The sequence below is a fragment of the Paraburkholderia sp. BR14320 genome, assembly GCF_040948665.1.
Classification (GTDB): Bacteria; Pseudomonadota; Gammaproteobacteria; order Burkholderiales; family Burkholderiaceae; genus Paraburkholderia; species Paraburkholderia youngii.
On the sequence record NZ_JBFPKG010000025.1, the window covers coordinates 65,620 to 91,375 of the forward strand.

The following is a 25,756-nucleotide window of genomic DNA, read 5'->3' on the forward strand; positions in this document are numbered from 1 at the left end:
ACGCTATGGCAGGGGTCTGCGGACTGGATTAGAATGCTTTCGTGGTGCCGCAAGGCAAATGTAGGCGCCCGTCTAAGTGAAGGAGTGGTGCTTTGAACAACAATATGTTTTCGAAAGCAGCAGTGTGGTTGGTAATCGCACTGGTGCTGTTTACGGTGTTCAAGCAGTTCGACAAGCCCCGTGTCCAGGAAGGCGTTTCCTATTCGCAGTTCATGGACGACGCGAAGAACGGCAAAGTCAAGAACGTCATTGTCCAGGGGCGGAACCTCACGGTCACTCCAGCAGACGGCCAGAAGTACCAGATCGTGTCGCCCGGCGACATCTGGATGGTCGGCGATCTGATGAAGTATGGCGTACAGGTGAGCGGCAAGGCTGACGACGAACCCAATGCACTGATGTCCGTGCTGTATTACCTCGGGCCGACGATCCTGATCATCGGTTTCTGGTTCTACATGATGCGACAGATGCAGGGGGGCGGCAAAGGCGGGGCCTTCTCGTTTGGCAAGTCGCGCGCGCGGCTGATCGACGAGAACAACAACGCAATCAATTTCACCGACGTCGCCGGTTGCGACGAAGCCAAGGAAGAAGTGTCGGAGCTCGTCGACTTCCTGCGCGATCCGCAGAAATTCCAGAAGCTCGGCGGTCGTATTCCGCGCGGTGTGCTGCTCGTGGGCCCGCCGGGAACCGGTAAGACGCTGCTCGCGCGCGCCATCGCCGGCGAAGCGAAGGTGCCGTTCTTCAGCATTTCGGGTTCGGACTTCGTGGAAATGTTCGTCGGCGTCGGCGCGGCTCGCGTGCGCGACATGTTCGAGCAGGCCAAGAAGCACGCGCCGTGTATCGTGTTCATCGACGAAATCGACGCGGTCGGCCGTCATCGCGGCGCCGGCATGGGCGGCGGTAACGACGAGCGCGAACAGACGCTGAACCAGATGCTCGTCGAAATGGACGGCTTCGAGGCGAATTCGGGTGTCATCGTGATCGCGGCGACGAACCGTTCGGACGTACTCGACAAGGCGTTGTTGCGTCCAGGCCGTTTCGACCGTCAGGTGTATGTCGGTCTGCCCGATATCCGCGGCCGCGAGCACATCATGAAGGTGCACCTGCGCAAGGTCCCGATTTCGAACGACGTCGATGCGGCAGTGATCGCGCGCGGCACGCCGGGCTTCTCGGGCGCTGATCTCGCGAACCTCGTCAACGAAGCAGCTCTGTTCGCGGCGCGCCGCGGCAAGCGCATCGTCGAAATGACGGACTTCGAGGACGCGAAGGACAAGATCTTCATGGGTCCGGAGCGCAAGTCGGCCGTGATCCGCGAAGAATCGAAGCGTGCGACCGCGTATCACGAATCGGGTCACGCGGTGATCGCGAAGCTGTTGCCGAAGGCCGATCCGGTGCACAAGGTCACGATCATTCCGCGCGGCCGTGCGCTTGGCGTCACGTGGCAGTTGCCGGAGCATGACAACGAAACGTACTCGAAGGACTATCTGCTCGACCGTCTTGCCATTCTGTTCGGTGGCCGCGTCGCAGAAGAGCTGTTCCTGAACCTCATCAGCACCGGTGCGTCGGACGACTTCAACAAGGCGACCCAGACGGCTCGCGCAATGGTTGCCCGCTTCGGTATGACGGATGCGCTCGGACCTATGGTCTATGTCGACGACGAAAACGACGCTTCGCCGTTCGGCCGCGGCTTCACGCGGACCATTTCGGAAGCGACGCAGCAGAAGGTCGATGCGGAAATCCGTCGTGTGCTGGACGAGCAGTACAATCTCGCGCGGCGCCTGCTGGAAGAAAACCGCGACAAGGTCGAAGCGATGACCGCCGCATTGATGGAGTGGGAGACGATCGACGCCGATCAGATCAACGACATCATGGCTGGCCGTCCGCCGCGTTCGCCGAAGAGCTCGCCGCCGTCGGCAAGCGACGCCTCGTCGGGCGGCAGCGCGGGCACTGAAGTCAAGCCGGGCAGCGCAACCGCGCCGGCCTGATAGGTTGCCAGTAGAAAGTGCGGGCCGGTGTGCTACACACCGGCCCGTTTTGCATTTATCCGTTCAAAGTGAAGCATTGCTACGTGTCGAAAGCCGATTCTTCCTCCGTACCCCTTCCAGAGCCGCTGCAGTGCGGCCGCTTCAAGCTGACGTTTGAACGCCCGTTGGTCATGGGCGTCCTGAACGTCACTCCCGATTCCTTCTCTGATGGCGGCTTGTACGCGATGCGCGGCGATGCGCTGCGCCAGGCCGAGCGCATGATGCTCGAGGGCGCGGACATTATCGATATCGGCGGGGAATCGACGCGTCCTGGCGCGCCGCCCGTGCCGCTCGACGAGGAACTGGAGCGCGTGATACCACTCGTCGAGCAACTGCGTGGCGCGAACGTGCCGTTGTCGGTCGATACCTACAAGCCAGAAGTGATGCGGAGCGCGTTGAACGCGGGCGCCGACCTGATCAACGACGTCTGGGCCTTCCGCATGCCCGGCGCGATCGACGCGGTGCGCGACAGCGACTGCGGCCTTTGTGTAATGCATATGTTAGGTGAGCCGCAGACCATGCAGCGCGGCGAGCCGCACTATGCCGACGTTGTCAGCGAAGTGCGCCAGTTCCTCGAGGAGCGTGTCGCAGCTTTGCAGCAGGCGGGGATTGCGCGCGAGCGTATCAGCGTCGATCCGGGTTTCGGCTTCGGCAAGGTCGTCGTCGAGCACAACTATGCGCTGCTCGCGCATCTGGGCGACACGGCGCCGCGCGCCGCGTCGCCGTATCCGATCCTTGCGGGCATGTCGCGCAAATCGATGGTTGGCGCGGTGACGGGGCGGCCGGCGCCGGAGCGCGTGGCCGGCAGCATCGCCGCAGCGGTGTGCGCGGCCGAGCGGGGCGCCGCGATTCTGCGCGTACACGACGTCGCGCAAACAGTCGATGCATTGAAAGTATGGGCAACCCTGCGCGACGCGGCAAAGCAGAGCCGCGCGCACGGTTGAACCCGCAGCCAGATAGAGGGAGAACAAATATGGCACGTCGTTACTTCGGAACGGACGGCATTCGAGGCAAGGTCGGCGAAGGCCCGATCACGCCGGAATTCGTGTTGCGGCTCGGCTACGCGGCCGGCAAGGTGCTCGCGGGCGCTGATCAATGGGCGAAGACAGGCGCTCGTCCGACCGTCCTGATCGGCAAGGACACGCGCGTATCGGGCTACATGCTCGAAGCCGCGCTGGAATCGGGCTTTTCGGCGGCCGGCGTCGACGTGATGCTGGCCGGCCCGATGCCGACGCCCGGCATCGCCTATCTGACGCGCGCGCTGCGGCTTGCCGCGGGCGTCGTGATCAGCGCGTCGCACAACCCGTACTACGACAACGGTATCAAGTTCTTCTCGGCCGACGGCAACAAGCTGCCGGACGACGTCGAGGCGCAGATCGAGGAGCAGCTCGAGCTGCCGCTCGCATGCGCGGCTTCCGAGCAACTGGGCAAGGCGCGCCGTCTCGACGACGCGGCCGGCCGCTACATCGAGTTCTGCAAGAGCACGTTCCCGGCCGCGTACGACCTGCGCGGCATGAAGCTCGTCGTCGATTGCGCGCATGGCGCCGCGTACGACGTCGCGCCGCACGTGTTCCATGAGCTCGGCGCGGAAGTGATCCCGATCGGCGTCTCGCCGAACGGCTTCAATATCAACGACGGCGTCGGCGCGACCGCTCCGGATGCGCTGGTTCGCGCGGTGCGCGCAAACCACGCGGACCTCGGTATCGCGCTCGATGGCGACGCCGACCGCTTGCAGGTCGTCGACGAGTCCGGCCGCCTGTTCAACGGCGACGAGCTGCTGTACGTGCTGGTCAAGGACCGTATCGCGACGGCCGGCCATGTGGAAGGCGCGGTCGGCACGCTGATGACCAACATGGCCGTGGAGGTCGCGCTGCAGAAAGCCGGCGTCAAGTTCGTGCGCGCCGCGGTTGGCGACCGCTATGTGCTCGAACAGCTTCGCGAGCACGGCTGGCAGCTCGGCGCCGAAGGTTCGGGCCACATTCTGTCGCTCGATCGCCATTCGACCGGTGACGGCATCGTGTCCGCTCTGCTCGTGCTGGCGGCGATGCAGCGCAGCGGCAAGTCGCTCGCGGATCTGCTCGACGGTGTCACGCTGTTCCCGCAGAAGCTGATCAACGTGCGCATGAAGCCCGGCGCGGACTGGAAGGGCAGCGATACGATTCGTAGCGCGATCAAGGTGGCCGAAGGCGCGCTCGACGGCCGCGGTCGCGTACTGATCCGCGCGTCGGGCACCGAGCCGGTGCTGCGCGTGATGGTAGAGGCGCAGAACGCCGCGGACGCGCTCGAGCATTCGGAAGCGATTGCGGAAGCCGTGCGGGTAGCGACGGCCTGATCTGTTCCCGAACAGGCGGCAGGCGGTGGCGACCGCTTGCTGCCTGACGGTCGCTACGAGAAGGTTCAGCGACCCGCGTCTCATAAACTTCGTCGCCGGGCTTCACCCCAACAACTCCCCGCGCCCCAGCCACCAGAAAGTCGACGTCTCCGCACAAAAACGTCCCTCAGCACCGAGCGCAAACGTTCGCGCTCCGTCTTTTTCGTCTAACTTGCAAAATGCGATGCAGCGAGCATCGCTATGGCGGCATTCGCCCGCTCCCGAACCTTTCACTGAGTAATGTGACTGTCACATCCGATTCACGATCAGTCACGTTTTTGTCATAAAGAGACCCTAAGCTTCGCGGTGTTCGAGTTTCCCGCTCACACCACACGCTCACACTCCCTTGGAGGTCTCATGAAATTGATGCAAACCGTGTTCGCTGGCGTCGCTGGCGCGCTTTTCGCAATCGCAGCGCAAGCCGCAGACATCACCGGCGCGGGCAGCACGTTCGCGGCACCGATTTACACGAAGTGGGCCGACGCTTATCAGAAGACCGGCGGCGGCAAGGTTAACTACCAGGGCATCGGTTCGTCGGGCGGCATCAAGCAGATCGAGGCGAAGACCGTCGATTTCGCTGGTTCGGACGCTCCGCTGAAGGACGACGAACTCGCGAAGGAAGGCCTGTTCCAGTTCCCGACGGTGGTCGGCGGCGTGGTGCCGGCAGTCAACGTGCCGGGCGTGAAGCCGGGCGAACTGGTGCTGTCGGGTGCAGTGCTCGGCGACATCTATCTCGGCAAGATCAAGAAGTGGAATGACCCGGCAATCGTCGCGCTGAACTCGAAGGTCAAGCTGCCGGATCTGGACATCGCCGTGGTGCGCCGCGCCGACGGTTCGGGCACCAGCTTCATTTGGACGAACTACCTGTCGAAGGTCAACCCGGAATGGAAGACGAAGGTAGGTGAAGGTGCGACGGTCAACTGGCCGACCGGCACGGGCGGCAAGGGTAACGACGGCGTCGCGGCATTCGTGCAGCGTCTGCCGGGTTCGATCGGCTACGTCGAATGGGCGTACGCCAAGCAGAACCACATGAACTACGTCGCGCTGAAGAACGAAGCCGGCACCGTGGTTCAGCCGCAGACCGACACGTTCAAGGCAGCGGCTGCTGGCGCTGACTGGTCGAAGTCGTTCTACCAGATCCTGACGAACGAGCCGGGCAAGAACGCATGGCCGATCGTCGGCGCGACGTTCGTGCTGCTGCACACGACGCAGGAAAAGGCACCGCAAGGCGCGGAAACGCTGAAGTTCTTCGACTGGGCGTTCAAGAACGGCGGTCAGGCTGCGAACGATCTGGACTACATCTCGCTGCCGGAATCGGTAGTGTCGGAAATCCGCACGCAGTGGAAGCAGAAGGTCAAGGATTCGGCAGGCAAGACGCTCGCCGAGTAACAGGCGTAAGCTGGCGCGGTATGTCTGAATCGCGCCTGGTAGCACCCCGGCCGTCCTCGCATGAGGACGGCCTGTGACTTTCACGCGGCATGCGCCGCATGCATCACCGCCCGCCCGACATGTGTCGTCCGGCAACTGGATACAGGTCCCTCAGGCTCTCATGTCCGATATTCATTTAGCGTCCGGCACGAGCCGGGCCACTCCGCCTGGCAGCGCGTCGCAGCAGAAAGCGCCTGGCCGCTCCGGCGATGTGATCTTCGGCGGCCTCGCACGCCTTTCCGCCATCGTCACGCTGCTGCTGCTCGGCGGCATCATCGTGTCGCTGATCATTGCCTCGATGCCGTCGATTCGCGAGTTCGGTCTCGCGTTCCTCTGGACGGCGGTGTGGGATCCACCCAGCAAACAATTTGGCGCGCTCGTGCCGATCTACGGCACCCTCGCGACGTCGATCATCGCTCTGATCATCGCGGTGCCCGTCAGCTTCGGCATCGCGCTGTTTCTGACCGAACTGTCGCCTGCATGGCTGCGTCGGCCCCTCGGCATCGCGATCGAACTGCTCGCCGCGATTCCGTCGATCGTTTACGGCATGTGGGGTCTGCTCGTGTTCGCACCGATCTTCGCGGTGTGGTTCCAGAAGCCGCTCGGCGCGGTGCTCGGCGGCATTCCGATCGTCGGTGCGCTGTTCTCGGGTCCGCCGATCGGCATCGGCATCCTGTGCGCGGGCGTCATCCTTGCGATCATGATCATCCCGTACATCGCGGCGGTCATGCGCGACGTGTTCGAAGTGACGCCGGTGCTGCTCAAGGAATCGGCCTACGGTATCGGCTGCACGACGTGGGAAGTGATGTGGAAGATCGTCCTGCCGTACACCAAGACCGGCGTGATCGGCGGCATCATGCTCGGCCTCGGCCGCGCGCTGGGTGAGACGATGGCGGTCACCTTCGTGATCGGCAACACCAATCTGCTCGACAATATTTCGCTGTTTTCGCCGGGCAACAGCATCACGTCGGCGCTCGCCAACGAGTTCGCGGAAGCGGACCCGGGCCTGCACACGTCGGCGCTGATGGAACTCGGCCTGATCCTGTTCGTGATTACATTCATCGTGCTGGCGATTTCGAAAATCATGCTGCTGCGTCTCGAGAAAGGGGAGGGCGCGAAATGAGCGGACCGTCCCTGAATATGCCGGGCCTGAAGGACCCTGCGACGCTCGAAGCGATGCGCGTGCGTCTGCAAGGGCGCCGTCGGATGACTAACGCGATCGCGCTGACGCTGTCGCTCGCGGCGATGGCGTTCGGCCTGCTGTGGCTCGTGTGGATTCTCTATACGACGCTGCATCTCGGGATCGGCGGTTTGTCGGTCGAGCTGTTCACGCAGTCGACGCCGCCGCCGAACACCGATGGCGGCGGTCTTGCGAATGCGATCGTCGGCAGCCTGTTGCTGGTCGCGCTCGCGACCTTCGTCGGCACGCCGATCGGCATCATGGCGGGCGTCTATCTCGCCGAATACGGCCAGAAAGGCTGGCTTGCGAACCTCACGCGCTTCATCAACGACATCCTGCTGTCGGCGCCGTCGATCGTGATCGGTCTGTTCGTCTACGCGCTCGTCGTCGCGAAGATGGGCCACTTCAGCGGCTGGGCCGGCGTGCTCGCGCTAGCGCTGCTGCAGGTTCCGATCGTGATCCGCACGACCGAAAACATGCTGAAGCTCGTGCCGAATGCGATGCGGGAAGCTGCGTTCGCGCTCGGTACGCCGAAGTGGAAGATGGTGCTGTCGATCACGCTGAAGGCGTCGATCGCGGGCATCGTCACTGGGGTGCTGCTGGCGGTCGCGCGGATCGCCGGCGAAACCGCGCCGCTGCTCTTCACCGCGCTGTCGAACCAGTTCTTCTCGGTCGATATGGGCCAGCCGGTCGCGAACCTGCCGGTCACGATCTACAAGTTTGCGATGAGCCCGTTCGCGCAGTGGCAGTCGCTCGCGTGGGCCGGCGTCTTCCTGATCACGCTCGCGGTGCTGGGACTGAATATCCTCGCGCGCACGATCTTCTCGAACAAGTAAGGGCGGAGTGAATCCGATGAACATGGCAGAAACCCAACTCAATCCGGTCGGGCACGCAACCGCGCCCGCGGGCTCCGACCCCGAACACAGCGCTCACGCGCAAACCCCGTCGCGTCCGAAGATCGAAGTCAAGGATCTCAACTTCTTCTACGGCAAGTACCACGCGCTGAAGAACATCAACCTGCAGATTCCCGAAGGCAAGGTGACCGCGTTCATCGGCCCGTCGGGCTGCGGCAAGTCCACGCTGCTGCGAACCTTCAACAAGATGTACGCGCTTTATCCGGAGCAGCGCGCGGAAGGCGAGATCGTGATGGACGGCGAGAACCTGCTGACCACGCGCCAGGACATTTCGCTGCTGCGCGCGCGCATCGGCATGGTGTTTCAGAAGCCGACGCCGTTCCCGATGTCGATCTACGACAACATCGCTTTCGGCGTGAAGATGTTCGAGAAGCTGTCGCGCTCGGAAATGGACGACCGCGTCGAATGGGCGCTGACCAAGGCGGCGCTGTGGAACGAAGTGAAGGACAAGCTCGGCCAGAGCGGCTACGGTCTGTCGGGCGGCCAGCAGCAGCGTCTGTGTATCGCGCGCGGTATCGCGATTCGACCCGAAGTGCTGCTGCTCGACGAGCCGTGCTCGGCGCTCGACCCGATTTCGACGGGCCGTATCGAAGAGCTGATCGCCGAACTGAAGAGCGACTACACGGTCGTGATCGTCACGCACAACATGCAGCAGGCAGCCCGCTGTTCGGACTACACTGCCTATATGTACCTCGGTGAACTGATCGAATTCGGCGACACGGAAAAAATCTTCATCAAGCCGGTCCGCAAGGAAACCGAGGACTACATCACCGGTCGCTTCGGCTGATCCGCCGGGCAATACAACGGAGTACGACATGTCCGATAAACATCTGTCCAGCCAGTTCGACGCCGACCTGAACCTCGTTTCGTCGAAAGTGCTCGAAATGGGCGGTCTCGTCGAATCGCAGATCGTCAACGCGATGCAGGCGCTCAACGAATTCGACCTCGGTATGTGCGAGCAGGTCATCGCCGCCGAAGACCGTCTGAACAAGATGGAAGTCGACATCGACGAAGAGTGCAGCAACATCATCGCGCGCCGTCAGCCGGCCGCGCGCGATCTGCGCCTGCTGATCGCGATCTCGAAGACCATCACGAACCTCGAGCGCGCCGGCGACGAAGCCGAGAAGATCGCGAAGCGCACCAAGCGTCTGATGGAAGACGGCGCCTCGCGCACCATCAACATCGCCGAAATCAAGCTGTCCGGCGAGATGGCCGTGTCGATCCTGCGCCGTGCGCTCGACGCGTTCGCGCGTCTGGACACGGTCGCTGCCGCGCAGATCGTGCGCGACGACAAGGCGATCGACGAGGAATTCCGCGCGTTCGTGCGCAAGCTGATTTCGTATATGACCGAAGATCCGCGTTCGATCTCGGTGGGCCTCGACTTCCTGTTCATCGCCAAGGCGATCGAGCGGATCGGCGACCACGCGAAGAACATCGCCGAATTCATCATCTACATCGTCAAGGGTACCGACGTGCGGCACCAGTCGCGCGACGCGCTCGAACGCGAAGCGCTCAGCTAATCCAGAGATAAGGAACAGAGGTGCCGATGCCCAGCAGCATTCTCGTCATTGAAGATGAGCCCGCCATTTCCGAATTGATTTCGGTCAATCTTCAACACGCCGGACACTGCCCGATTCGCGCGTACAACGCGGAGCAGGCGCACAACCTGATCAGCGACGTGCTGCCCGATCTCGTGCTGCTCGACTGGATGTTGCCGGGCAAATCGGGCATTTCGTTCGCCCGCGATCTGCGCAACAACGAGCGCACGAAGCATATCCCGATCATCATGCTGACCGCGCGCGGCGACGAGCAGGACAAGGTGCTCGGCCTCGAGATCGGCGCCGACGACTACGTGACGAAGCCGTTCTCGCCGAAGGAACTGATGGCGCGCATCAAGGCGGTGCTACGCCGCCGCGCGCCGCAGCTGACCGAAGACGTGGTCGCAATCAACGGCCTGAAGCTCGATCCGGCCACACACCGCGTCGCCGCGCATGCGGAAGGCAGCGAGATCAAGCTCGATCTCGGCCCGACCGAATTCCGTCTGCTGCACTTCTTCATGACTCACCCGGAGCGCGTGCACAGCCGCACGCAACTGCTCGACCAGGTGTGGGGCGATCACGTGTTCGTCGAAGAGCGTACCGTCGACGTGCACATCAAGCGTCTGCGCGCGGCTCTCAAGCCGGCCGGGTGCGATGCTATGATTGAAACGGTACGCGGCAGCGGCTACCGGCTGGCGAAGAGCGCCTGATAGCCGCCGGCGGCGCACTGCACTGCGTAACGGTGAGCCGCCACACACTCCTTCCTGCGCTGTATTTTCTCTTCGATCGCTAGACCATGAACATCATCTGGGCGCGCTCCATCGTGTCGGTCGTGCTGCTTGCTGTTCTTTGCGCGTTGGTCGGCGCACTGGTGAACGTCAAGGCAGGGCTCGCTCTCGCCATCGTCATGCTGCTCGCACAGAGCGTCTTCAGTACCTTCCACAAGCAGCGTCTGTGGCGTCTGCTCGATGCGCCGGTGTACGGCGAAGTGCCGAGCGCCCCCGGCATCTGGGGCGAAATCTATTACCGTCTGCACAAGCTCGCGAAGCGCTGGCACGCCCAGGTGCGCCAGGTCGAGCAGCAGCATTCGCGGTTCATCCAGGCGATCCAGGCGTCGCCGAACGGCGTCGCGATGCTCGACGATCACGATCAGATCGAGTGGTGCAACGCGATTTCCGAAAGCCACTTCGGGCTGGATGCGAAGCGCGATCTGCGTCAGCACATCACGCATCTGGTGCGTCATCCGGATTTCGTGCGCTATCTGAATTCGCATCGGTACGAGGAAATGCTGATCATGCGCGGCATGGGCGACAAGCGCCAGAACGTGCTGTCGGTGCAGGTGTTTCCGTATGGCGACAATCGCAAGCTGGTGCTGTCGCAGGACATCACCGAACTCGAGCGCACCGATGCGATGCGGCGTGACTTCGTCGCCAACGTGTCGCACGAACTGAAGACGCCGCTCACCGTACTGTCCGGTTTTCTCGAGACGATGCGTGAGCTGCCGTTGGGCGAGGCCGAGCGCGCGCGCTATCTCGACCTGATGGAGCAGCAGGCGTCGCGCATGCGTCATATCGTCAGCGATCTGCTGGTGCTCGCGACGCTCGAAGGCGACAACAAGCCGCCGAGCGATCAGATGATCGACATGCAGGCGGTATTGCGGCATCTGCACGACGACGCGCAGAGCCTGTCCAGCGATCATCACAAGATCGTCTTCGAAGCCGACGAAGCTTTGACGGTCACCGGCGTCGAAACCGAGATTCTCAGCGCGTTCGGCAACCTGGTGACGAACGCGATCCGCTATACGCCGGACGGCGGCTCGATCAAGGTCAACTGGCGTGCGCAGGGTGGCCATGCGGTGTTCTCGGTCACCGATAGCGGCCTCGGCATTCCGGCCGCCGATATTCCACGGCTCACCGAGCGCTTCTATCGCGTCGATCGCAGCCGTTCGCGCGACACGGGCGGCACCGGGCTCGGTCTCGCGATCGTCAAGCACGTATTGCAACGGCACGATGCGCAACTTGAAGTGAAGAGCGAAGAAGGGCGCGGCAGCACGTTCACGGTGCGCTTTCCGGTGTATCGGACCGCGCGCTGTCAAACCGCACAGGTTTGAGCACGGCAGTCGTCCGACTGGTCGATCCAACAAAAAACCGCCTGGAACAGGCGGTTTTTTTATGCGCGCAGATCGTCAGGTGCCCGCCGTCGCGGCGAGCACCCGCAACACGGGCGACTACGAACAGAACTTGCCGAGCAGGCTCATCTGCGCATTGCGCGACGCCTTGCCCGGCCGGCGCCGGCGATAGTGACCATCGCTTTGCATCAACCAGGCCGACTGGTTGTCGCCGAGAAACGCCGATAGCCCTTCCGCGATCACGCGCCGTTTCAGCCGCCGGTTGTTGACCGGAAATGCGACTTCGACGCGCCGGAACAGATTGCGATCCATCCAGTCGGCGCTCGACAGATAGACCTGCTCCTTGCCGCCGTCGTAGAAATAGTAGATGCGATGATGTTCGAGAAAGCGCCCGACGATCGAGCGCACCGTGATGTTCTCGGAGAGTCCTGGCACGCCCGGCTGCAGCGAGCACACACCGCGCACGATCAGATCGATCTTCACGCCGGCCTGCGCTGCTTCGTACAGTTCGGCGATCACCGTCGGCTCGAGCAGCGCGTTCATCTTCGCGACGATGCGTGCCTTCCTGCCCGCCCGTGCGTGCTCGGCTTCCTTGCGGATCGCTTCGACGAGCTTCGGATGCAGCGTGAACGGCGATTGCCACAGTTCGTGCAGCTTGAGTTCGCCGCCGATGCCGGTCAGCTGCTGGAATACATGGTGCACGTCCTCGCAGATCTTCTGATCGGCGGTCATCAGACCGAAGTCGGTATAGAGGCGCGCGGTGCGCGGGTGATAGTTGCCGGTACCCAGGTGCGCGTAGCGCTTCAGGGTCGACTTGCCGCCCGCCAATACGCGTCGCACGATCAGCATCATCTTCGCGTGACACTTGTGGCCGACCACGCCGTAGACTACATGCGCGCCTACCGCTTCGAGCTGCGAGGCCCAGTTGATGTTGGTTTCCTCATCGAAGCGCGCGAGCAGTTCGACGACCACCGTGACTTCCTTGCCGTTGCGCGCGGCCTGCATCAGCGCGTCCATCAGCGGCGAGTCGGTGCCGGTGCGATAGATGGTCTGCTTGATCGCGACCACGTTCGGGTCCTTGGCGGCCTGCAGCAGCAGCTCGAGCACCGGCTGAAAGCTCTCGTACGGATGATGCAGCAGCACGTCGCCCTGGTCGATCACGTCGAACATGCTCGCGGCATTGGCGATTTGGGGCGGCGTCGACGGAATATGCGGCACGAACTTCAGATCGGGCCGGTCGACCATCTCGGGCAATTGCATCAGCCGCACCAGGTTGACGGGGCCGTTCACGTAGTAGCAGTCCTTGTTCGACAGACCGCTTTCGTCGAGCAGGCGCCGCACTACGTGCGCGGGCGTTTCCGCCGACACTTCGAGCCGCACCGCATTGCCAAGATGTCGCGCCGGCAGTTCGCCCTGCAACGCGACGCGCAGATTTGTGATTTCGTCTTCGTCGACGAACAGTTCGCTATTGCGGGTGATGCGAAACTGATTGCAGCTGCGCACGACGAGATTCGGAAACAGCTCGCCGACGAAGCGCTGCAGCAGCGAGCTCAGCAGCACGAAGCCATGCGGATAGCCCGACAGCTCCTGCGGCATGCGCACGAGGCGCGGCAGCGCGCGCGGCGCCTGCACGATGCCCATCATCGCCTGGCGGCCGAATGCATCCTTGCCCTCGAGCTCGACGACGAAGTTCAGGCTCTTGTTCAGCACGCGCGGAAACGGATGCGCGGGGTCGAGACCGATCGGCGTTAACACCGGCAGCAGTTCGTCGAAGAAGTAGTTACGCGCCCATTCGGTCTGCGCGTCGCTCCATGCTTCGGTGCCGTGGAAATAGATGCCTTCCTCCTCGAGCGCGGTGAGCACCGTGTCGTGCAGCATCGTGTACTGGCGATGCACGAGCTTCTGCGCACGTTCGACCACGAGGTCGTACACGTGCTGCAGCGACATGCCGTCGGGCGACAATGCGCCGGGGTTGTCGCGCATCTGTTCCTGAAGCCCGGCCATGCGGACTTCGAAGAATTCGTCGAGATTGCTACTGGTGATGCAGATAAAACGGAGACGTTCGAGCAGGGGGACGGCGGGATCGGCGGCTTGCGCCAGCACGCGCTCGTTGAAACCCAGAATGCCCAGCTCGCGATTCAATAGGGGATAGCGGACGGACATCGGTGGCGAGATTGGAATGTCTGAAATGGCGACGGAAAGACGCTCGGAAATTCTCACGATTTGATGACGTCCTGATGACATCGGCGGTGTTTTAAACATTTTATGCCGCAATCGTCGGCTGTCGTCAATATGACGCGCTACCTATGCGACGATACCGAACTCCCTGCGCCGCGAGGTGACACCGTGAAGGCTGCTACGCTTAGAATGGCGTCTTTGAACAGTGCGGCCGGCCGCGACGCGCATCATGCGTCGAAGGCGCCGGGCAGGCGCGTGGCGCTGCCAGCGTCCGCCGCCACGCCCGCAGCCGCCGCCGCGCTCGCGCGCATGGAGTACGCTTACCCGATGGTCAATATCCCTCATCTCCTCGCCGCCGTGGATCTCGGTTCGAACAGCTTCCGGCTCATCGTGGGCCGGGTCGAGGAAACCGACGCGGGCAGCCAGATCTATCAGGTCGACGCCTTGCGCGAGCCGGTGCGGCTCGCGGCCGGGCTATCGAGCGACAAAATGCTCGATCGCGCCTCGCAGGTGCGTGGCTGGGATGCGCTGAAGCGCTTCGGCGAGCGTCTGCGCGATTTTCACCCCGACCACGTGCGCGCGGTCGCGACCAATACGCTGCGCATCGCGAAGAATGCGGGCGAGTTTCTCGGCGAAGCGCAGGCGGCGCTCGGTTTTCCGATCGAAGTGATCGCGGGGCGTGAGGAAGCTCGCCTGATTTATGCAGGCGCCGCGCACTCGGTGCCGGCGAGCGCGGGCAAGCGGCTCGTCGTCGATATCGGCGGCGGTTCGACGGAATTCATCATCGGCTCGCACTACACGCCGATCAAAATGGAGAGCCTGTATATCGGCTGCGTGAGCCATAGCCGCACGTTTTTCCCGGCCGGCAACGTCGACGAATACACGATGCGTCAGGCCGAGCTCGCCGCGCGCCGCGAAATCCAGATCATTTCCGCCGAATACAAGAAGACCGGCTGGGAGCAGGCGATCGGCTCATCGGGCACCGCCCGCGCGCTCGCCGAACTGGTCGAGGCGAACAATTTCAACGATGCCGGCGTCACGCACGGCATTTCGCGCGGCGGCCTCGAGCGGCTCAAGCGCGCACTGATCAAGGCAGAGAACGTCAACCGGCTGAAGCTGATCGCGCTGAAGAGCGACCGCGTGCCGGTGCTCGCGGGCGGCCTGTCGATCATGATCGCGGTATTCGACGAACTGGGCGTCGATTATGTCGACACCACCGACGGCGCGCTGCGTCTCGGCGTGATGTACGACCTGCTCGGCCGTTCGCAGCACGAGGACATGCGGACCGTGACGGTCGGCGGCTTCATGCGGCGCTACGGCGTCGATCGTGCGCAGGCGGGGCGTATCAGCGATCTGTCGACGAGCTTCTACGATCAGTTCATCGAACCGGACGAAGAACGCCGCGCGGAGAACCGGATGTTCATCGGCTGGGCGGCGTCGCTGCACGAAATCGGGCTGTCGATCTCGCATAGCGCTTATCACAAGCATTCGGCGTATATCGCAAGCAACGCCGACATGCCCGGCTTTTCGCGCACCGATCAGGCACGCCTCGCCGCGCTCGTGCTCGGCCACGCGGGCAAGCTCGGCAAGCTGTCGCAGACGCGCGACGTCGAATGGCCGCTGCTGTTCTGCCTGCGGCTCGCGGCGTTGCTGTGCCGTCGACGCGCGGACGTCGGCCTGCCGGGCATCACGGTTGCTCAGGCGAACGGCGGTTACGAGGTGCGTTTGCCGAACGAGTGGGTCGCCAACAATCCGTTGACGGACTACAGCCTGATCCAGGAAGCCGCGGAGTGGGAGAAAGTCGGGATTCCGTATCGCGTGGTTTATACCGACGATTGATGTCGCGCCGATCGACGCACGCTTCGATTCGCAGCGTGCGCGTGCACAAAAAAAGCCCTGCAAATGCAGGGCTTTTTCGTTTCCCGGTGATGCAGCTTATCGCGGCAACGCATCGCCGAGGAAGTGCCGCGCGTAGCGGGCGTTGATATCGGACAGGCGGAACAGCGTCAGGAAGTCCGCGGTATTGAAGTCGGGGTCCCACGCCGGTGCGCCGCAAATCTTCGCGCCGAGTCGCAAGTAGCCCTTCACGAGCGGCGGCGGCGCGACGGCGGCGCCGGTCTGCAGGTCGTCTACCGGCAGCGGTGTATGTGGGAACGCGCGATATTCGGGCGCGGTCAGCGCGTTGTCACGCAGCGAGCAATACAGGTTTGCCGCATAGTGGCCGCCGTCGGCCATCGCGACGCTCGCGCAGCCGAGCATCGTCTCGTAGCCGTTGTGCTTCATGTACGCGCCGAGCCCTGCCCACAGCGACATGATCACAGAACCGCTGCGATAGTCGGGATGCACGCACGAGCGGCCGACCTCGACCATCTTCGCGCGCAGATGCGTGAGACGCGACACGTCGAACTCGCTTTCCGCATACAGACGGCCGATGCGCGCGGCCTGATGCGGCGGCAACGCGCGATACGTACCGACTACTTTCAACGTGTCGAGATCGCGTACCAGCAAATGATCGCAGTACGAATCGAACGCATCGACGTCGAGGCCGGCGGGGCCGCTCAGGCGCGCGCCCATTTCGTCGGCGAAGACGCGATAGCGTAGACGCTGCGCTTCACGCAGCTCTTCGTCGGTACGCGCCCACGAGACTTGCAGGCGATGCTGCGCGGTGACCGTTTCCTCGGCGCGGGGCAGACGGCGCGGTTCGAAAAGCGAGGCGAAGGGCAGGGTGGGCGTGGGCAGTTCTCGCATTGGCTGTCCTGGTCGAAAAGAGGGAGGATTTCTTTTTTCGCCAATGTAGTAACGCGCGGTGACGCTCGCATGGCAAAGCTGTGACGATTGGATGACTGCCCGTAAGCCCTCGCGTGCGTGCCCGTAAAGTCGGATGCGTCGCGCGACGCGCGCGCTCAGATCAGATCGGGACTGATGGCGGCGCGCAACACCGCCTCCTCTTCGCCGTGGCGCTCACGGCTCTCGATCCACCAGATGCCCGCTTTTTTCAGCGGCCAGCTCGCGCGGCTGTCGCCGAGCAGTTGCGCGGCGACGTGGCCGAGCGTCGGTTGATGGCCGACGATCACCACGGTCTGCGCGATGCCGCCGGGCCAGCCGGCCGCTTCGAGGACATCGTTCGCGCTCGCGTTCGGCGCGAGTTCGCGCACGACGCGATACTGGTCGCTCAACGTCTCGGCGGTCTGGATCGTGCGCACGGCGGGGCTCGCGAGGACGACCGCGTCCTCGGGTAGGCGCGCGCGAAGCCATTTCGCGGCGTTCTGCGCCTGCTTGCGGCCGCGCGTCGTGAGCGCGCGGGCGAGATCGCTCGAGGCGACATCTTCTGCTTCGGCGTGACGCCAGAGGATCAGGTCCATGAGAGTCTCCTTTTGAGCGGCCTAGGAAGGCATTGCGGCGGGTTTGCGCGTCTTCGCAGCGAGGTACGTGCGCAAGCACTGTCGCATGCACGGATGATGATTTGCAAGGCGAGTGCCTGATGGATTGGCTGTCAGCGTCCGGGTGAGCGCGGGCCAAAAAAGCAAAAACCCGCGAAGCCGGAGGCTTCGCGGGTTTCGACTTGCTTTTCGTGGTCGGAGCGAAAGGATTCGAACCTTCGACCAACCTTCGACCCTCTGATCTCGAATCAGGGCGTTTTGAGATTCCGGCTTGTTGATTGAATTTCATGCAGGCACCAAGACGCGCGGCTTCGGGCCTGCGCGTCACGTCGGCAGGCGCGCGTGCCGACACTGTCGAAGGCCGCCTGCACGGCCGCACGATCCGCTGCAACATTGACGATCCTGCCAACTGGAAGCCGGAGGGCGCCCGCCAGCATGCCGCTGACCTCCGCGTGCTGATCGACATGGGCCTTGACCCGCGCGAACAGGAAGCCCGGCAGCGCGCCGCCGCCGACGCGAAGCGCGAGGCGGCACCTGAACGAAGGTTTTAAAAAGTACTTTCCAATCGCGCCTTAACGCTGCGCGCGCCGAAAACAACGCGGCTGGCGAAAATGATAGCTTTTGATAGCAGATTTTAGAGGAGGGGGCGCGACGAAGGCCGATTCGCGTTGGTCGAATTTGCCTACACAGCGCCTAGACGGACCCAGAAAGCAAAAAGCCCAGCCGGTTAAGGCTGGGCTTTTTGCTTGATTCCAATGGTCGGAGCGAAAGGATTCGAACCTTCGACCCTCTGATCCCAAATCAGATGCGCTACCAGGCTGCGCTACGCTCCGACGAATCCGAGAGTATAGGGGGTACGGACAGGAGCGTCAATGCCTTGGCTTGCGCTGGCTCGGCGGTCAGCTATATTCGCCCCATCAACAGCAGAATGATCACGACGATCAGCACGACGCCGACAAGCCCAGTCGGTCGATAGCCCCAGCCGCTGCTATACGGCCAGCTTGGCAATGCGCCGATCAACAGCAGGATGAGCACGATTAGCAGGATGGTTCCGACGGTCATGGCGTTCTCCTTTTCGAGGGGCCGCGAAATCGCTGGCCGCATCGTCACGCTGGTTTGGCGCACGCGCGCCGCGACAATCGACGCGCGTATCGCGCGCCTGTTGCTGGATCGGAACCCGCAAGGCATGTGCCCATCACCGATGAAGATCGATGCGGCGAGGCCTTGGACGACGGTGAAAAAAGAGGGGGCGGCGCGCGTAGCGTCACCGTTCGATGTATGTATGCCGAAGGAACTGAAAAGGTATTGCGCACGTGCAGCGGACGACGACGCGCGCGGCGCAAACATGCGCCGCAACGCCGGTCATCGCGTCATCGAGCGGACGCGCAACTGAGGCACTGCGATATGCCGGTGCCGCGACTAGAGCCGACTCGGTCCGAGTCGAAGATCACCCGCATCAGTGCCTTGGACGCCTCCAATGCGGCATATGCAGGTGCTGATGCGTCCAGTGATGCAGCATGCCCTCGCCGTCGTGTTCTCGCCGGTAGGCCCGCGATTCGAAAATCGACAACGCCACCAGCACGAGCAAGCCTATTGCGAGCCCGATCAGGCCCGCGATCGATTCACCGTCCATGGCAGTCTCCCGGTAGGTTCAGCCATGAACCCATAGTAGCGCAGGTCTGGCGAAATCTCACGAAATGGAACGAGCGGGGCACGAGCGGGCGTGATGGCGTCGCGGAACGCGCTTTGCGGGTAGACTCTCGGCGCGCCGGCGGACTTCCGCCATCCCCTTTGTCCCGGAGAAGATTGCAAAATGACCCGCGTTCTGACTGTTGCCTTGCTGTTGTGCGCCGGCGTCGCCGGCTGTGCGGACCATCCGTCCGCGCATCGCGGCAGCCCGCCACATGATCCCGCCGACTACCACGGCGTGCCAACCGACGATCGGCCGCCCGCCATGGTGCCCGCGCCCGCCGCACAGTGAGCGCTCGTCGAATTGAAAACGATCGGGAAAGGGAGGGGCGGGGAAAGCGAAGCACCGGCGCGGGCACGCCGGCACTTCTGACCCGTGCCGACTGTTCGCGCGGAGAGCACGGGCTGGAAACATTCTAGGACGCGCTCGTTATGCGATATGTATGCGCTTGTTTCAAGCCGTAACGTTCTGTCGTCCGCCGAACAGCCAACGGGGCGCGGCGCGCCGCACCGCGCGACTACGCCGCCGCAATCCCTCGCGACACGCCCGGCAGGTAGCGCGCGAGCGTCGCGCCGCGCGTGGCCATGAAGATCAGCAGCGCGATCCACAGCCCGTGATTGCCGTGCCACGAGAGCAATGCCGACGACGCCGCGACGAACACCACGAGCGACGCCACCATCGCCATCATCAGCTCGCGCGTGCGCGTCGCGCCGATGAACACGCCGTCGAGCAGGAAGCCCCACACCGAAATGACCGGCGACAGCGCCGCCCACGGCAGATAAGTTTCGGCCGCCGCGCGCACGGCGGCCTGATCGGTCAGCCGCTCGATGATCCATGCGCCCGCGCCCCAGTACACGAACGAGAAGCCGATCGCGCCGAGCGCCGACCACATCGCGGTGACCTTGACCGCCTGCGCGAACGCGTGACGATCGCGCGCGCCGATCGCCGCGCCGACCAGCGCCTCGGCCGCATGCGCGAAACCGTCGAGCCCGTACGCCATGAAGGTCTGAAAATTGAGCAGCAATGCGTTCGCGGCGAGCGTCGCGTCGCCTTGCCGCGCGCCGAGATGCGCAAACCAGCCGAACGACGAAAGCAGACACAGCGTGCGCACGAAGATGTCGCGATTGAGCACGACGAGACGCTTCAGCGCGGCGGTGTCGAACAACGCGGCGCGATTCAGCGCGGGCAGGCCGCGCGGCCTGCCGTGCCATAGCAGCGCGAGGCCGAGCAAGAAGCCGAGTGCGTCGGCAGTCGCGGTAGCCGCGCCGATGCCGGCCACGCCCCAATGAAACGCGTACACGTACAGCAGCACCGCGACGATGTTCACGCTGTTGATGAACACCTGCGACAGCAACGCGAGCCGCACCCGCTGCGTGCCGAGCAGCCAGCCCAGCACCACGTAATTGCCGAGCGCGAGCGGCGCGGCCCAGATGCGCGCGTGGCAATACACCTGCGCATGCCGCTGCACCGCGTCGCTGCCGCCGATCGCCCGCAGCGCGTAGTCGATCAGCGGTTGCTGCACGAGCAGCACCAGCGCGCCGATCGCAGCCGCCATCAGCAGTGCGCGCACCACGCTGTTGCGCAGCTCGTCGCCGTGGGCCGCGCCGTGCGCCTGCGCGACGAGGCCGGTGGTGCCCATGCGCAGGAAGCCGAAGCCCCAGAACACGAAGTTGAAGAAGAGCCCGCCGAGCGCAACGCCGCCGAGGTAGGAGGCGCTATCCAGATGACCGGCGACGGCGGTATCGACCGCGCCGAGGATCGGCTGCGTCAGATTCGCGAGGACGATCGGGAACGCGAGCGCGAGCACCCGGCGATGCCAGCGTACCGGCAGCGCCCGCCCGCTGGCTGAATGCGCGGCGGTTTGGGAAGGCGCGCCGTCGGGCGTCCCGGCATCGGGCGTCCTCGCGTCGCTCAAGAGCGCTCCTGAACGCACACCCACGGCGAGACGACGACTGCCCACAGCTCGGGATCGCGCGCGGCGAAATCGGCGGCCGTCTCCGACTGCACGCGCTCAACGAGGCCCGAAGACAACCATTGGGCGACCTGGGTGGTGTCGTCGTTGGCGATCGCTTCGGCGACGCTCACGAGATCAAGGTCGCGCGCGACGTGCAGCAGGATGCCGCGCGCAAAGAAACGTTCGAGTTCGCTCCAGCCGATCTTGGCGGTTTCGCCGAGCAGCTTCGCGTACAGGGGGCTTTGGGGGGCGTCGTTGGAAGTCATAGTAGGCGGGTCGGACGGGGTCGTCACTATAAACCATTGGCGCAGACCGGCGAGCCGCATGGCGGGCCTGCGCAACGCGCGGAGCGGTCTTTTATGCATCGCCGGACTGAGTCGGATTCTGAACCTGGATGCCGACGGATTCAACGACGACGGCGCACGCGCCATGCCGCCAATCAGCGCCGCGATTAATCGTCCGAATATTCCGAATTGAAACGCGAGTTTGAATGGTTTCAAGATTGTCGGGGAATTGTCGATGTTAAATCTTTCACTATTCGCGAATTTGTTGTGATGAAATATCGAAGCTTATTCCGAACCGGTTGCCGCGACTAATCGATGCGTTACGTGCGTTTCCGCACCAAGTTAATATTCACGAGCCAAAGCGGGCTTATTGCCGAACGAGTTAGTGTTATTCGGACAGATGTCTTTCCTCTGCTGTTTTCCCGGCATTTTCCTCGATGGCCCAAGAACATTGGCTGGTGCGAGGCTCGGACAATCCAGTTTGAATGACCTCGCGGGCCGAGTAGCCCGGCCGCGGCGCATTTAGCCGGTCTCATTCCGACATTTCCGATTCACGGATTGCGTAATCCGTACGCCGTGTAACATTGACCGCAAAATTAATCGATTGCGCTTGTAAATGCAGATTGTTAGATTTCGTTCTGGCGCATGGTGAACCGGTCCTTTGCCGATATGCGCCGAACCCCCGTTAGCCCGGCTTCGTGCCGGGCTTTTTTTTGAACCGATTTACGCGGGTGTTTAACCCGTCGCGGCGATCTTCACCGCGAATTCACATACACGGCCGATGATGGCGGATTATTTTTTCGGCGCGAGGCTCATGACCGGGGTGATCATCTTTGTCGGCGTATGGGTTATCGCGCTCGCGTTGCTGCTGCGCTTCGCCGCTCGCATCGATCCGCGCTCGGGACGCCGGCGACGCCGCTGATCGGTGACGCTATCCCGCTGGGCGGCCGTGCCTGGCGCACAAAGTGCCGCCATTACTGCTTGCAGCGAATGACCATCGAACGGTTTTTCACATTCGCGCCGAAAATCCCGCCGATCGTGCCGCCCGACGTTGCGCCGCTGTCGACGTCTTTCGACACCACGTCGTACCCGTAGTTGCCGCAGGTTTCGCCCGCGCGCTTGTAGCACTCGGCCCAGCTCGTGCTCGCGTCGCTGCCGCTGCAGTTGATCGCGAAGCCGGTGTCGCCGCTCGGCAGATAGGTCATCGTAGTCGTGGTCGAGCAGCCGCCGAGGCCGCCGAGCGTCAGGAGGCCGAGACTGATCGTTGCGGCCGCCGCGACGCGCGCCAATGGGCTTTTCATTTCAGATTCCTTGCAAATCTACGAAGGGCGTGGCGCGCAGCCACGCCGCTTCGAATTGAGCGTTTATAGCACGGTGGGTTCTCGCGCCCGCCGCCGCCTAGCGCGGCGGCAGTTCCTTCGACGGATCGATCGAGCGGCCCTGGTAGCGCAGCTCGAAATGCAGCATCACGCGATCGGTATCGGTGTCACCCATTTCGGCGATTTTCTGGCCGCGCTTGACCGATTCGCCTTCCTTCACGAACAGCGTGCGGTTATGCGCGTAAGCCGTCAGGTAGTCGGCGTTGTGCTTGAGGATCAAAAGATTGCCGTAGCCGCGCAGACCGTTGCCCGCATAGACGACGGTGCCGGGCGCCGCCGCGACGATCGGTGTGCCGGCCGCCGCGGAAATATCGATCCCCTTCGAGTTGCCGCCGTCGAAACGGCGGAACACGGTGCCGTCGGCCGGCCAGACTAGCGAAATCGGCGCGGGCGCGGCGGCCGGCGCAGTGTCCGCCGGCGCAGCACGCGGCGCGGCCGAAGCACTCGCGCTGCCGCTACCACCGCCGCCGCCGCTACGGATCGCACCGCTCGTCGACGCCGTTCCGCTCGGGGGCGCGACCCGCAGCACCTGGCCGACCTCGATGTTGTCCGGATTGGTCAGGTTGTTCCAGCGCGCGATGTTCTGCACCGATTGGCGGTTGCCGCGCGCGATTTTCGACAGCGTGTCGCCCCGTTCGACCCGGTAGTAGCCCGGCGCCACCGGCGCCGACCCGCACGCGGCGAGCAGCACGAACAATGCCGCGCAACCGAGTCGTTTGATTCTTGTTGTTTCCAGCATTGGACCTCGCAAAGCGCTGCCGCGCGCCGATCCCGATCACGCGGCACAGACAGACAAAGCGTTCGATTCTAACGGTTTTGTGTTGCGCCCCCCGGCGAGGAGGGCGAGGCGGCGGGCGGCCGCTTCGAGCCGCTCGCCGCCGGCGTCGGCATATCAGCTGGTCTTCTCGACGGTAATGCGCAGTGCCGCCGTCTCGGTTTGTCCCGGCTCGAGCCAGCGCAAGCCGCGGCCGTTATGGATCGCATCGGGCAGCCCGAGCCACGGCTCAACGCAGTAAAAGTCCGATTGCGGCGTTTCGGTCCACGTCGTGACCGAGTACCAGGGCACCGAGCCGGGCCGCTGCAGATCGATCGTAATTACGCGGTTGATGCCCGGCGCCTCGACCCGCACCGGTCGATCGGGCGTGCCGCTCAGGCAATGGAAGCGGTCGTAGATGCGGTCTTCGTCGAGCGTGTAACTCGCTTCGCCAGGCTCGGCGGGGCTGATCGAGCCATCCCCGAGCTGACGGCAGCGCTCGGTGGGCGGCAGCTCGATCGTCGTCTGCGCGCGCTGCGTGTGCGGCAGAGTGAAGTAGAAGTGATGGCCGGCGTAGTAGGGCAGGGGCGTGTGGCCGGTATTGGTGGTGGTCAGCGTCACGTCGAGCGTGCGCGGATCGATGAGCTCGTAAGCGGCTTCGAAGCGAAAGCCGAACGGATAGACGGCGCGGGTCGCTTTGCTGTCGGTCAGAATCATGCGCAGGCCGGCGCCATGCACGTCGGCGTGGGGCTCGAACGGCAGGTCGCGCGCGAAACCGTGCATCGGCATCTCACGCACGGTGCCATGCGCGTCACGCCAATGGCCGATCTTGCCGTCGACGAAGTGACGGCCGAGAAACGGAAACAGCAGCGGATTGCCACCGCGAATCCGCGCGGGCGCGCTCCAGTCGGCGTGTTCGGGCCAGTGGATCACCTCTTCGCCATCGATCGTCCACGATAGCAGACGGCCGCCGGCTTGCGGCGAAAAGCGGAGCACGGAGGCGTCCTGGGCGATCTCGAGAATGTCCTGTTCCGGGGAGAGGGGCATGGTCAGTAGGTAGCCAGATAGAGGTTGAGGGTCGTGCAAAGCGGTTGGCTGCGTCGGCCGTTGCATCCGGATGAAGCGGCGTTTTGCGCCACTCGCCGCGACTGCGTCAGGCGCGCTGAAACCGCGATTTTGCGCTGCTTTGCGCTACGGGGAAACCCTTCCCGGGAAATTGCGGGTGTCGGAAAAGGGCGAATCCTATTGATAATCCGCCTGAGCGTCCGGTCTATCCGACTCCCGGGCGAATCGGCTCAGGAGGCATCATGGATCTCGCAATGGCAATGGCCGTTTCTTTGTTCGGCATATTCACGGCTAGCACGTACTACTTCTTCCACTCGCTCAAGCGCTGATCCCGCTGGGTTCATTCCTCTGCGTTCGCAGTACGCGCGCGACGAATCCGCTGCCCGCTTCCTTGCCCTCGCGTAACAACCGTGTCGAGTTGTGACGCGGCGCGTCAATTTCTCTCCGAATGTGGTCCAACCGCTTGGCGCTGACTGTGCAGCCAGGCATAATCGGTGCGCCTTTTGACGCGCCGGCTTCCCTTTTGTGCGGCGCGCAGTTTCCCGACACTTTGCTTACAAGGACCGCCGCGTGAACCTGTCGTTTCTGATTTTTCTCAGCGTGCTGCAAGGCGTGACCGAACTGTTTCCGGTGAGCAGCCTTGGCCACACGCTGCTCGTGCCAGCCCTGTTCGACATGCACATCGATAAGCATGCGCCGCAGTTGCTGCCGTTCCTCGTCGCTCTGCATCTGGGCACCGCGTTCGCGCTGCTGTGGTACTTCCGCGAGCGCTGGTGCGCGCTGGTGCGCGGTTTCTTCGCGTCGCTCGGCGGCCGCCGCAACGACGACGGTCACATGATGTGGGCGCTGATCATCGGTACGATTCCGGCGGGTCTCGTCGGTCTCGTGCTGGAAAAGCGCCTCGAGGCGATTTTTCACGATCTGCGGATCGTCGCGTTTGCGTTGATCGTGAACGGCGTGCTGCTGTGGTTCGGCGATCGCCTGCAACGCGCACGCGCGCATCGGGCACCGGAAAAGCTGACGTTCCGCCAGGCGTTCTTCGTCGGCCTCGCGCAGATCGGCGCGCTGATTCCGGGCTTCTCGCGCAGCGGCCTGACGATGATCGCCGGCAATGCGGCCGGCCTCACCACCGAGAAAGCCGCCGAGTTTTCGTTTTTGCTCGGCACCCCCATCATTTTCGCGGCTGGCGTACTCGAACTGCCGAAGCTGCTCCACGCGCCGAGCCAGCTTGCCGACGCGGCGCTCGGCGGCGTGCTGACCGCGATCGCCGCGTACTTGAGCGTGCGTTTCCTGATGCGCTATTTCGAAGGCCGCGGGCGTCTCGCGTCGTTCGGTTTGTACTGCGCGATCGCGGGGATCGTGTTCCTCGGCTGGTTCATGCTGCATCCGCAGCCGGTCTGAGCGCGGCGGGCGATCGGTTATAATCCGGGCCCGGTTGTTTGCAGGTCAGTTAGAATTTTAGTTTGTGCGAAATCGGGCGGCTCGCTGCGAG

26 protein-coding genes and 1 tRNA gene are annotated in these 25,756 nt (G+C 63.5%); 16 read left to right on the forward strand and 11 right to left on the reverse strand.

Annotation, left to right across the window (positions count from 1 at the left end; genetic code table 11):
• Positions 1 to 92 precede the first annotated feature (92 nt).
• From ftsH to phoR, 10 genes are all read left to right on the forward strand, one after another.
• Positions 93 to 1,982: an ATP-dependent zinc metalloprotease FtsH gene (gene ftsH, locus AB3X89_RS22605; RefSeq protein WP_013090008.1), complete on the forward strand. Its 1,890-nt coding sequence runs from the start codon at positions 93 to 95 to the stop codon at positions 1,980 to 1,982.
• Between the two features lie 83 nt (positions 1,983 to 2,065).
• Positions 2,066 to 2,965: a dihydropteroate synthase gene (gene folP / locus AB3X89_RS22610; protein ID WP_368585244.1), complete on the forward strand. Its 900-nt coding sequence runs from the start codon at positions 2,066 to 2,068 to the stop codon at positions 2,963 to 2,965.
• 29 nt (positions 2,966 to 2,994) lie between these two features.
• Positions 2,995 to 4,353 (forward strand): phosphoglucosamine mutase, encoded by a 1,359-nt coding sequence (glmM, locus tag AB3X89_RS22615; RefSeq protein WP_368585245.1) that lies wholly within the window; start codon positions 2,995 to 2,997, stop codon positions 4,351 to 4,353.
• A 396-nt stretch (positions 4,354 to 4,749) separates the two neighbouring features.
• Positions 4,750 to 5,781: a phosphate ABC transporter substrate-binding protein PstS gene (gene pstS / locus AB3X89_RS22620; RefSeq protein WP_368585246.1), complete on the forward strand. Its 1,032-nt coding sequence runs from the start codon at positions 4,750 to 4,752 to the stop codon at positions 5,779 to 5,781.
• A 160-nt stretch (positions 5,782 to 5,941) separates the two neighbouring features.
• Complete coding sequence (gene pstC, locus AB3X89_RS22625; RefSeq protein WP_368585247.1) at positions 5,942 to 6,943, forward strand: phosphate ABC transporter permease PstC; 1,002 nt, start codon at positions 5,942 to 5,944, stop codon at positions 6,941 to 6,943.
• On the forward strand, positions 6,940 to 7,836 hold the full coding sequence (gene pstA / locus AB3X89_RS22630; protein WP_368585248.1) for a phosphate ABC transporter permease PstA: 897 nt from the start codon (positions 6,940 to 6,942) through the stop codon (positions 7,834 to 7,836). The genes pstC and pstA overlap by 4 nt, the downstream gene beginning before the upstream one ends.
• A 16-nt stretch (positions 7,837 to 7,852) precedes the next feature.
• The gene (gene pstB / locus AB3X89_RS22635; protein WP_018433457.1) at positions 7,853 to 8,701 is read left to right on the forward strand and encodes a phosphate ABC transporter ATP-binding protein PstB; all 849 of its coding nucleotides are present in this window, start codon (positions 7,853 to 7,855) and stop codon (positions 8,699 to 8,701) included.
• 28 nt (positions 8,702 to 8,729) lie between these two features.
• A complete protein-coding gene (phoU, locus tag AB3X89_RS22640; RefSeq protein ID WP_368585249.1) occupies positions 8,730 to 9,434 on the forward strand; it encodes a phosphate signaling complex protein PhoU in 705 nt (234 codons plus the stop codon).
• Positions 9,435 to 9,460: 26 nt separating this feature from the next.
• Positions 9,461 to 10,162: a phosphate regulon transcriptional regulator PhoB gene (phoB, locus tag AB3X89_RS22645; RefSeq protein WP_008922879.1), complete on the forward strand. Its 702-nt coding sequence runs from the start codon at positions 9,461 to 9,463 to the stop codon at positions 10,160 to 10,162.
• A gap of 86 nt (positions 10,163 to 10,248) precedes the next feature.
• Complete coding sequence (gene phoR, locus AB3X89_RS22650) at positions 10,249 to 11,562, forward strand: phosphate regulon sensor histidine kinase PhoR (RefSeq protein ID WP_368585250.1); 1,314 nt, start codon at positions 10,249 to 10,251, stop codon at positions 11,560 to 11,562.
• 117 nt (positions 11,563 to 11,679) lie between these two features.
• On the opposite strand, the gene ppk1 is transcribed toward phoR, so the two are convergent.
• Complete coding sequence (gene ppk1, locus AB3X89_RS22655) at positions 11,680 to 13,743, reverse strand: polyphosphate kinase 1 (RefSeq protein ID WP_368585251.1); 2,064 nt, start codon at positions 13,741 to 13,743, stop codon at positions 11,680 to 11,682.
• A gap of 204 nt (positions 13,744 to 13,947) precedes the next feature.
• On the opposite strand from ppk1, the gene ppx reads away from it, so the two are divergent.
• Positions 13,948 to 15,597, forward strand: coding sequence for an exopolyphosphatase (ppx, locus tag AB3X89_RS22660; protein ID WP_368585252.1), 1,650 nt, complete (start codon positions 13,948 to 13,950; stop codon positions 15,595 to 15,597).
• A gap of 96 nt (positions 15,598 to 15,693) precedes the next feature.
• Here the strand turns inward: ppx and AB3X89_RS22665 are convergent, their stop codons facing one another.
• Both AB3X89_RS22665 and AB3X89_RS22670 read right to left on the reverse strand, forming a co-directional pair.
• Positions 15,694 to 16,506 (reverse strand): GNAT family N-acetyltransferase, encoded by an 813-nt coding sequence (locus AB3X89_RS22665; protein ID WP_013089997.1) that lies wholly within the window; start codon positions 16,504 to 16,506, stop codon positions 15,694 to 15,696.
• 155 nt (positions 16,507 to 16,661) lie between these two features.
• The gene (locus AB3X89_RS22670; RefSeq protein WP_368585253.1) at positions 16,662 to 17,120 is read right to left on the reverse strand and encodes a histidine phosphatase family protein; all 459 of its coding nucleotides are present in this window, start codon (positions 17,118 to 17,120) and stop codon (positions 16,662 to 16,664) included.
• Positions 17,121 to 17,416: 296 nt separating this feature from the next.
• Between AB3X89_RS22670 and AB3X89_RS22675 the strand changes: the two genes are divergently transcribed.
• The gene (locus tag AB3X89_RS22675) at positions 17,417 to 17,689 is read left to right on the forward strand and encodes a hypothetical protein (RefSeq protein ID WP_368585254.1); all 273 of its coding nucleotides are present in this window, start codon (positions 17,417 to 17,419) and stop codon (positions 17,687 to 17,689) included.
• 205 nt (positions 17,690 to 17,894) lie between these two features.
• On the opposite strand, the gene AB3X89_RS22680 is transcribed toward AB3X89_RS22675, so the two are convergent.
• Both AB3X89_RS22680 and AB3X89_RS22685 read right to left on the reverse strand, forming a co-directional pair.
• Positions 17,895 to 17,971, reverse strand: a tRNA-Pro gene (locus AB3X89_RS22680).
• 70 nt (positions 17,972 to 18,041) lie between these two features.
• Complete coding sequence (locus tag AB3X89_RS22685) at positions 18,042 to 18,200, reverse strand: DUF3309 family protein (RefSeq protein WP_176105549.1); 159 nt, start codon at positions 18,198 to 18,200, stop codon at positions 18,042 to 18,044.
• Positions 18,201 to 18,339: 139 nt separating this feature from the next.
• Here AB3X89_RS22685 and AB3X89_RS22690 point away from each other — a divergent pair, with 139 nt between their 5' ends.
• Positions 18,340 to 18,531 carry a hypothetical protein gene (locus AB3X89_RS22690; protein ID WP_368585255.1) on the forward strand — a complete coding sequence of 64 codons (192 nt, stop codon included), beginning with the start codon at positions 18,340 to 18,342 and terminating at the stop codon, positions 18,529 to 18,531.
• A gap of 63 nt (positions 18,532 to 18,594) precedes the next feature.
• Here the strand turns inward: AB3X89_RS22690 and AB3X89_RS22695 are convergent, their stop codons facing one another.
• Positions 18,595 to 18,771 carry a hypothetical protein gene (locus tag AB3X89_RS22695; protein ID WP_368585256.1) on the reverse strand — a complete coding sequence of 59 codons (177 nt, stop codon included), beginning with the start codon at positions 18,769 to 18,771 and terminating at the stop codon, positions 18,595 to 18,597.
• 180 nt (positions 18,772 to 18,951) lie between these two features.
• On the opposite strand from AB3X89_RS22695, the gene AB3X89_RS22700 reads away from it, so the two are divergent.
• Positions 18,952 to 19,119, forward strand: coding sequence for a hypothetical protein (locus AB3X89_RS22700; RefSeq protein ID WP_368585257.1), 168 nt, complete (start codon positions 18,952 to 18,954; stop codon positions 19,117 to 19,119).
• Between the two features lie 226 nt (positions 19,120 to 19,345).
• Here the strand turns inward: AB3X89_RS22700 and AB3X89_RS22705 are convergent, their stop codons facing one another.
• Together AB3X89_RS22705 and AB3X89_RS22710 are read right to left on the reverse strand one after the other, a co-directional pair.
• Positions 19,346 to 20,743 carry an MATE family efflux transporter gene (locus AB3X89_RS22705; protein WP_368585258.1) on the reverse strand — a complete coding sequence of 466 codons (1,398 nt, stop codon included), beginning with the start codon at positions 20,741 to 20,743 and terminating at the stop codon, positions 19,346 to 19,348.
• Positions 20,740 to 21,048: a DUF2288 domain-containing protein gene (locus AB3X89_RS22710; RefSeq protein ID WP_013089991.1), complete on the reverse strand. Its 309-nt coding sequence runs from the start codon at positions 21,046 to 21,048 to the stop codon at positions 20,740 to 20,742. The genes AB3X89_RS22705 and AB3X89_RS22710 overlap by 4 nt, the downstream gene beginning before the upstream one ends.
• A 58-nt stretch (positions 21,049 to 21,106) precedes the next feature.
• Here AB3X89_RS22710 and AB3X89_RS22715 point away from each other — a divergent pair, with 58 nt between their 5' ends.
• Positions 21,107 to 21,259, forward strand: a complete 153-nt coding sequence (locus tag AB3X89_RS22715; RefSeq protein WP_368585259.1) for a hypothetical protein — start codon at positions 21,107 to 21,109, stop codon at positions 21,257 to 21,259.
• 781 nt (positions 21,260 to 22,040) lie between these two features.
• On the opposite strand, the gene AB3X89_RS22720 is transcribed toward AB3X89_RS22715, so the two are convergent.
• From AB3X89_RS22720 to AB3X89_RS22730, 3 genes are all read right to left on the reverse strand, one after another.
• Positions 22,041 to 22,367 (reverse strand): hypothetical protein, encoded by a 327-nt coding sequence (locus tag AB3X89_RS22720; RefSeq protein WP_368585260.1) that lies wholly within the window; start codon positions 22,365 to 22,367, stop codon positions 22,041 to 22,043.
• 97 nt (positions 22,368 to 22,464) lie between these two features.
• Positions 22,465 to 23,184 (reverse strand): peptidoglycan DD-metalloendopeptidase family protein, encoded by a 720-nt coding sequence (locus AB3X89_RS22725; protein ID WP_368585261.1) that lies wholly within the window; start codon positions 23,182 to 23,184, stop codon positions 22,465 to 22,467.
• Positions 23,185 to 23,337: 153 nt separating this feature from the next.
• Entirely contained in the window at positions 23,338 to 24,246 is a 909-nt protein-coding gene (locus tag AB3X89_RS22730; RefSeq protein WP_368585262.1) for an aldose epimerase, read from the reverse strand.
• A gap of 588 nt (positions 24,247 to 24,834) precedes the next feature.
• On the opposite strand from AB3X89_RS22730, the gene AB3X89_RS22735 reads away from it, so the two are divergent.
• Positions 24,835 to 25,665, forward strand: coding sequence for an undecaprenyl-diphosphate phosphatase (locus tag AB3X89_RS22735; protein ID WP_368585263.1), 831 nt, complete (start codon positions 24,835 to 24,837; stop codon positions 25,663 to 25,665).
• The last annotated feature ends 91 nt before the right edge of the window (positions 25,666 to 25,756 follow it).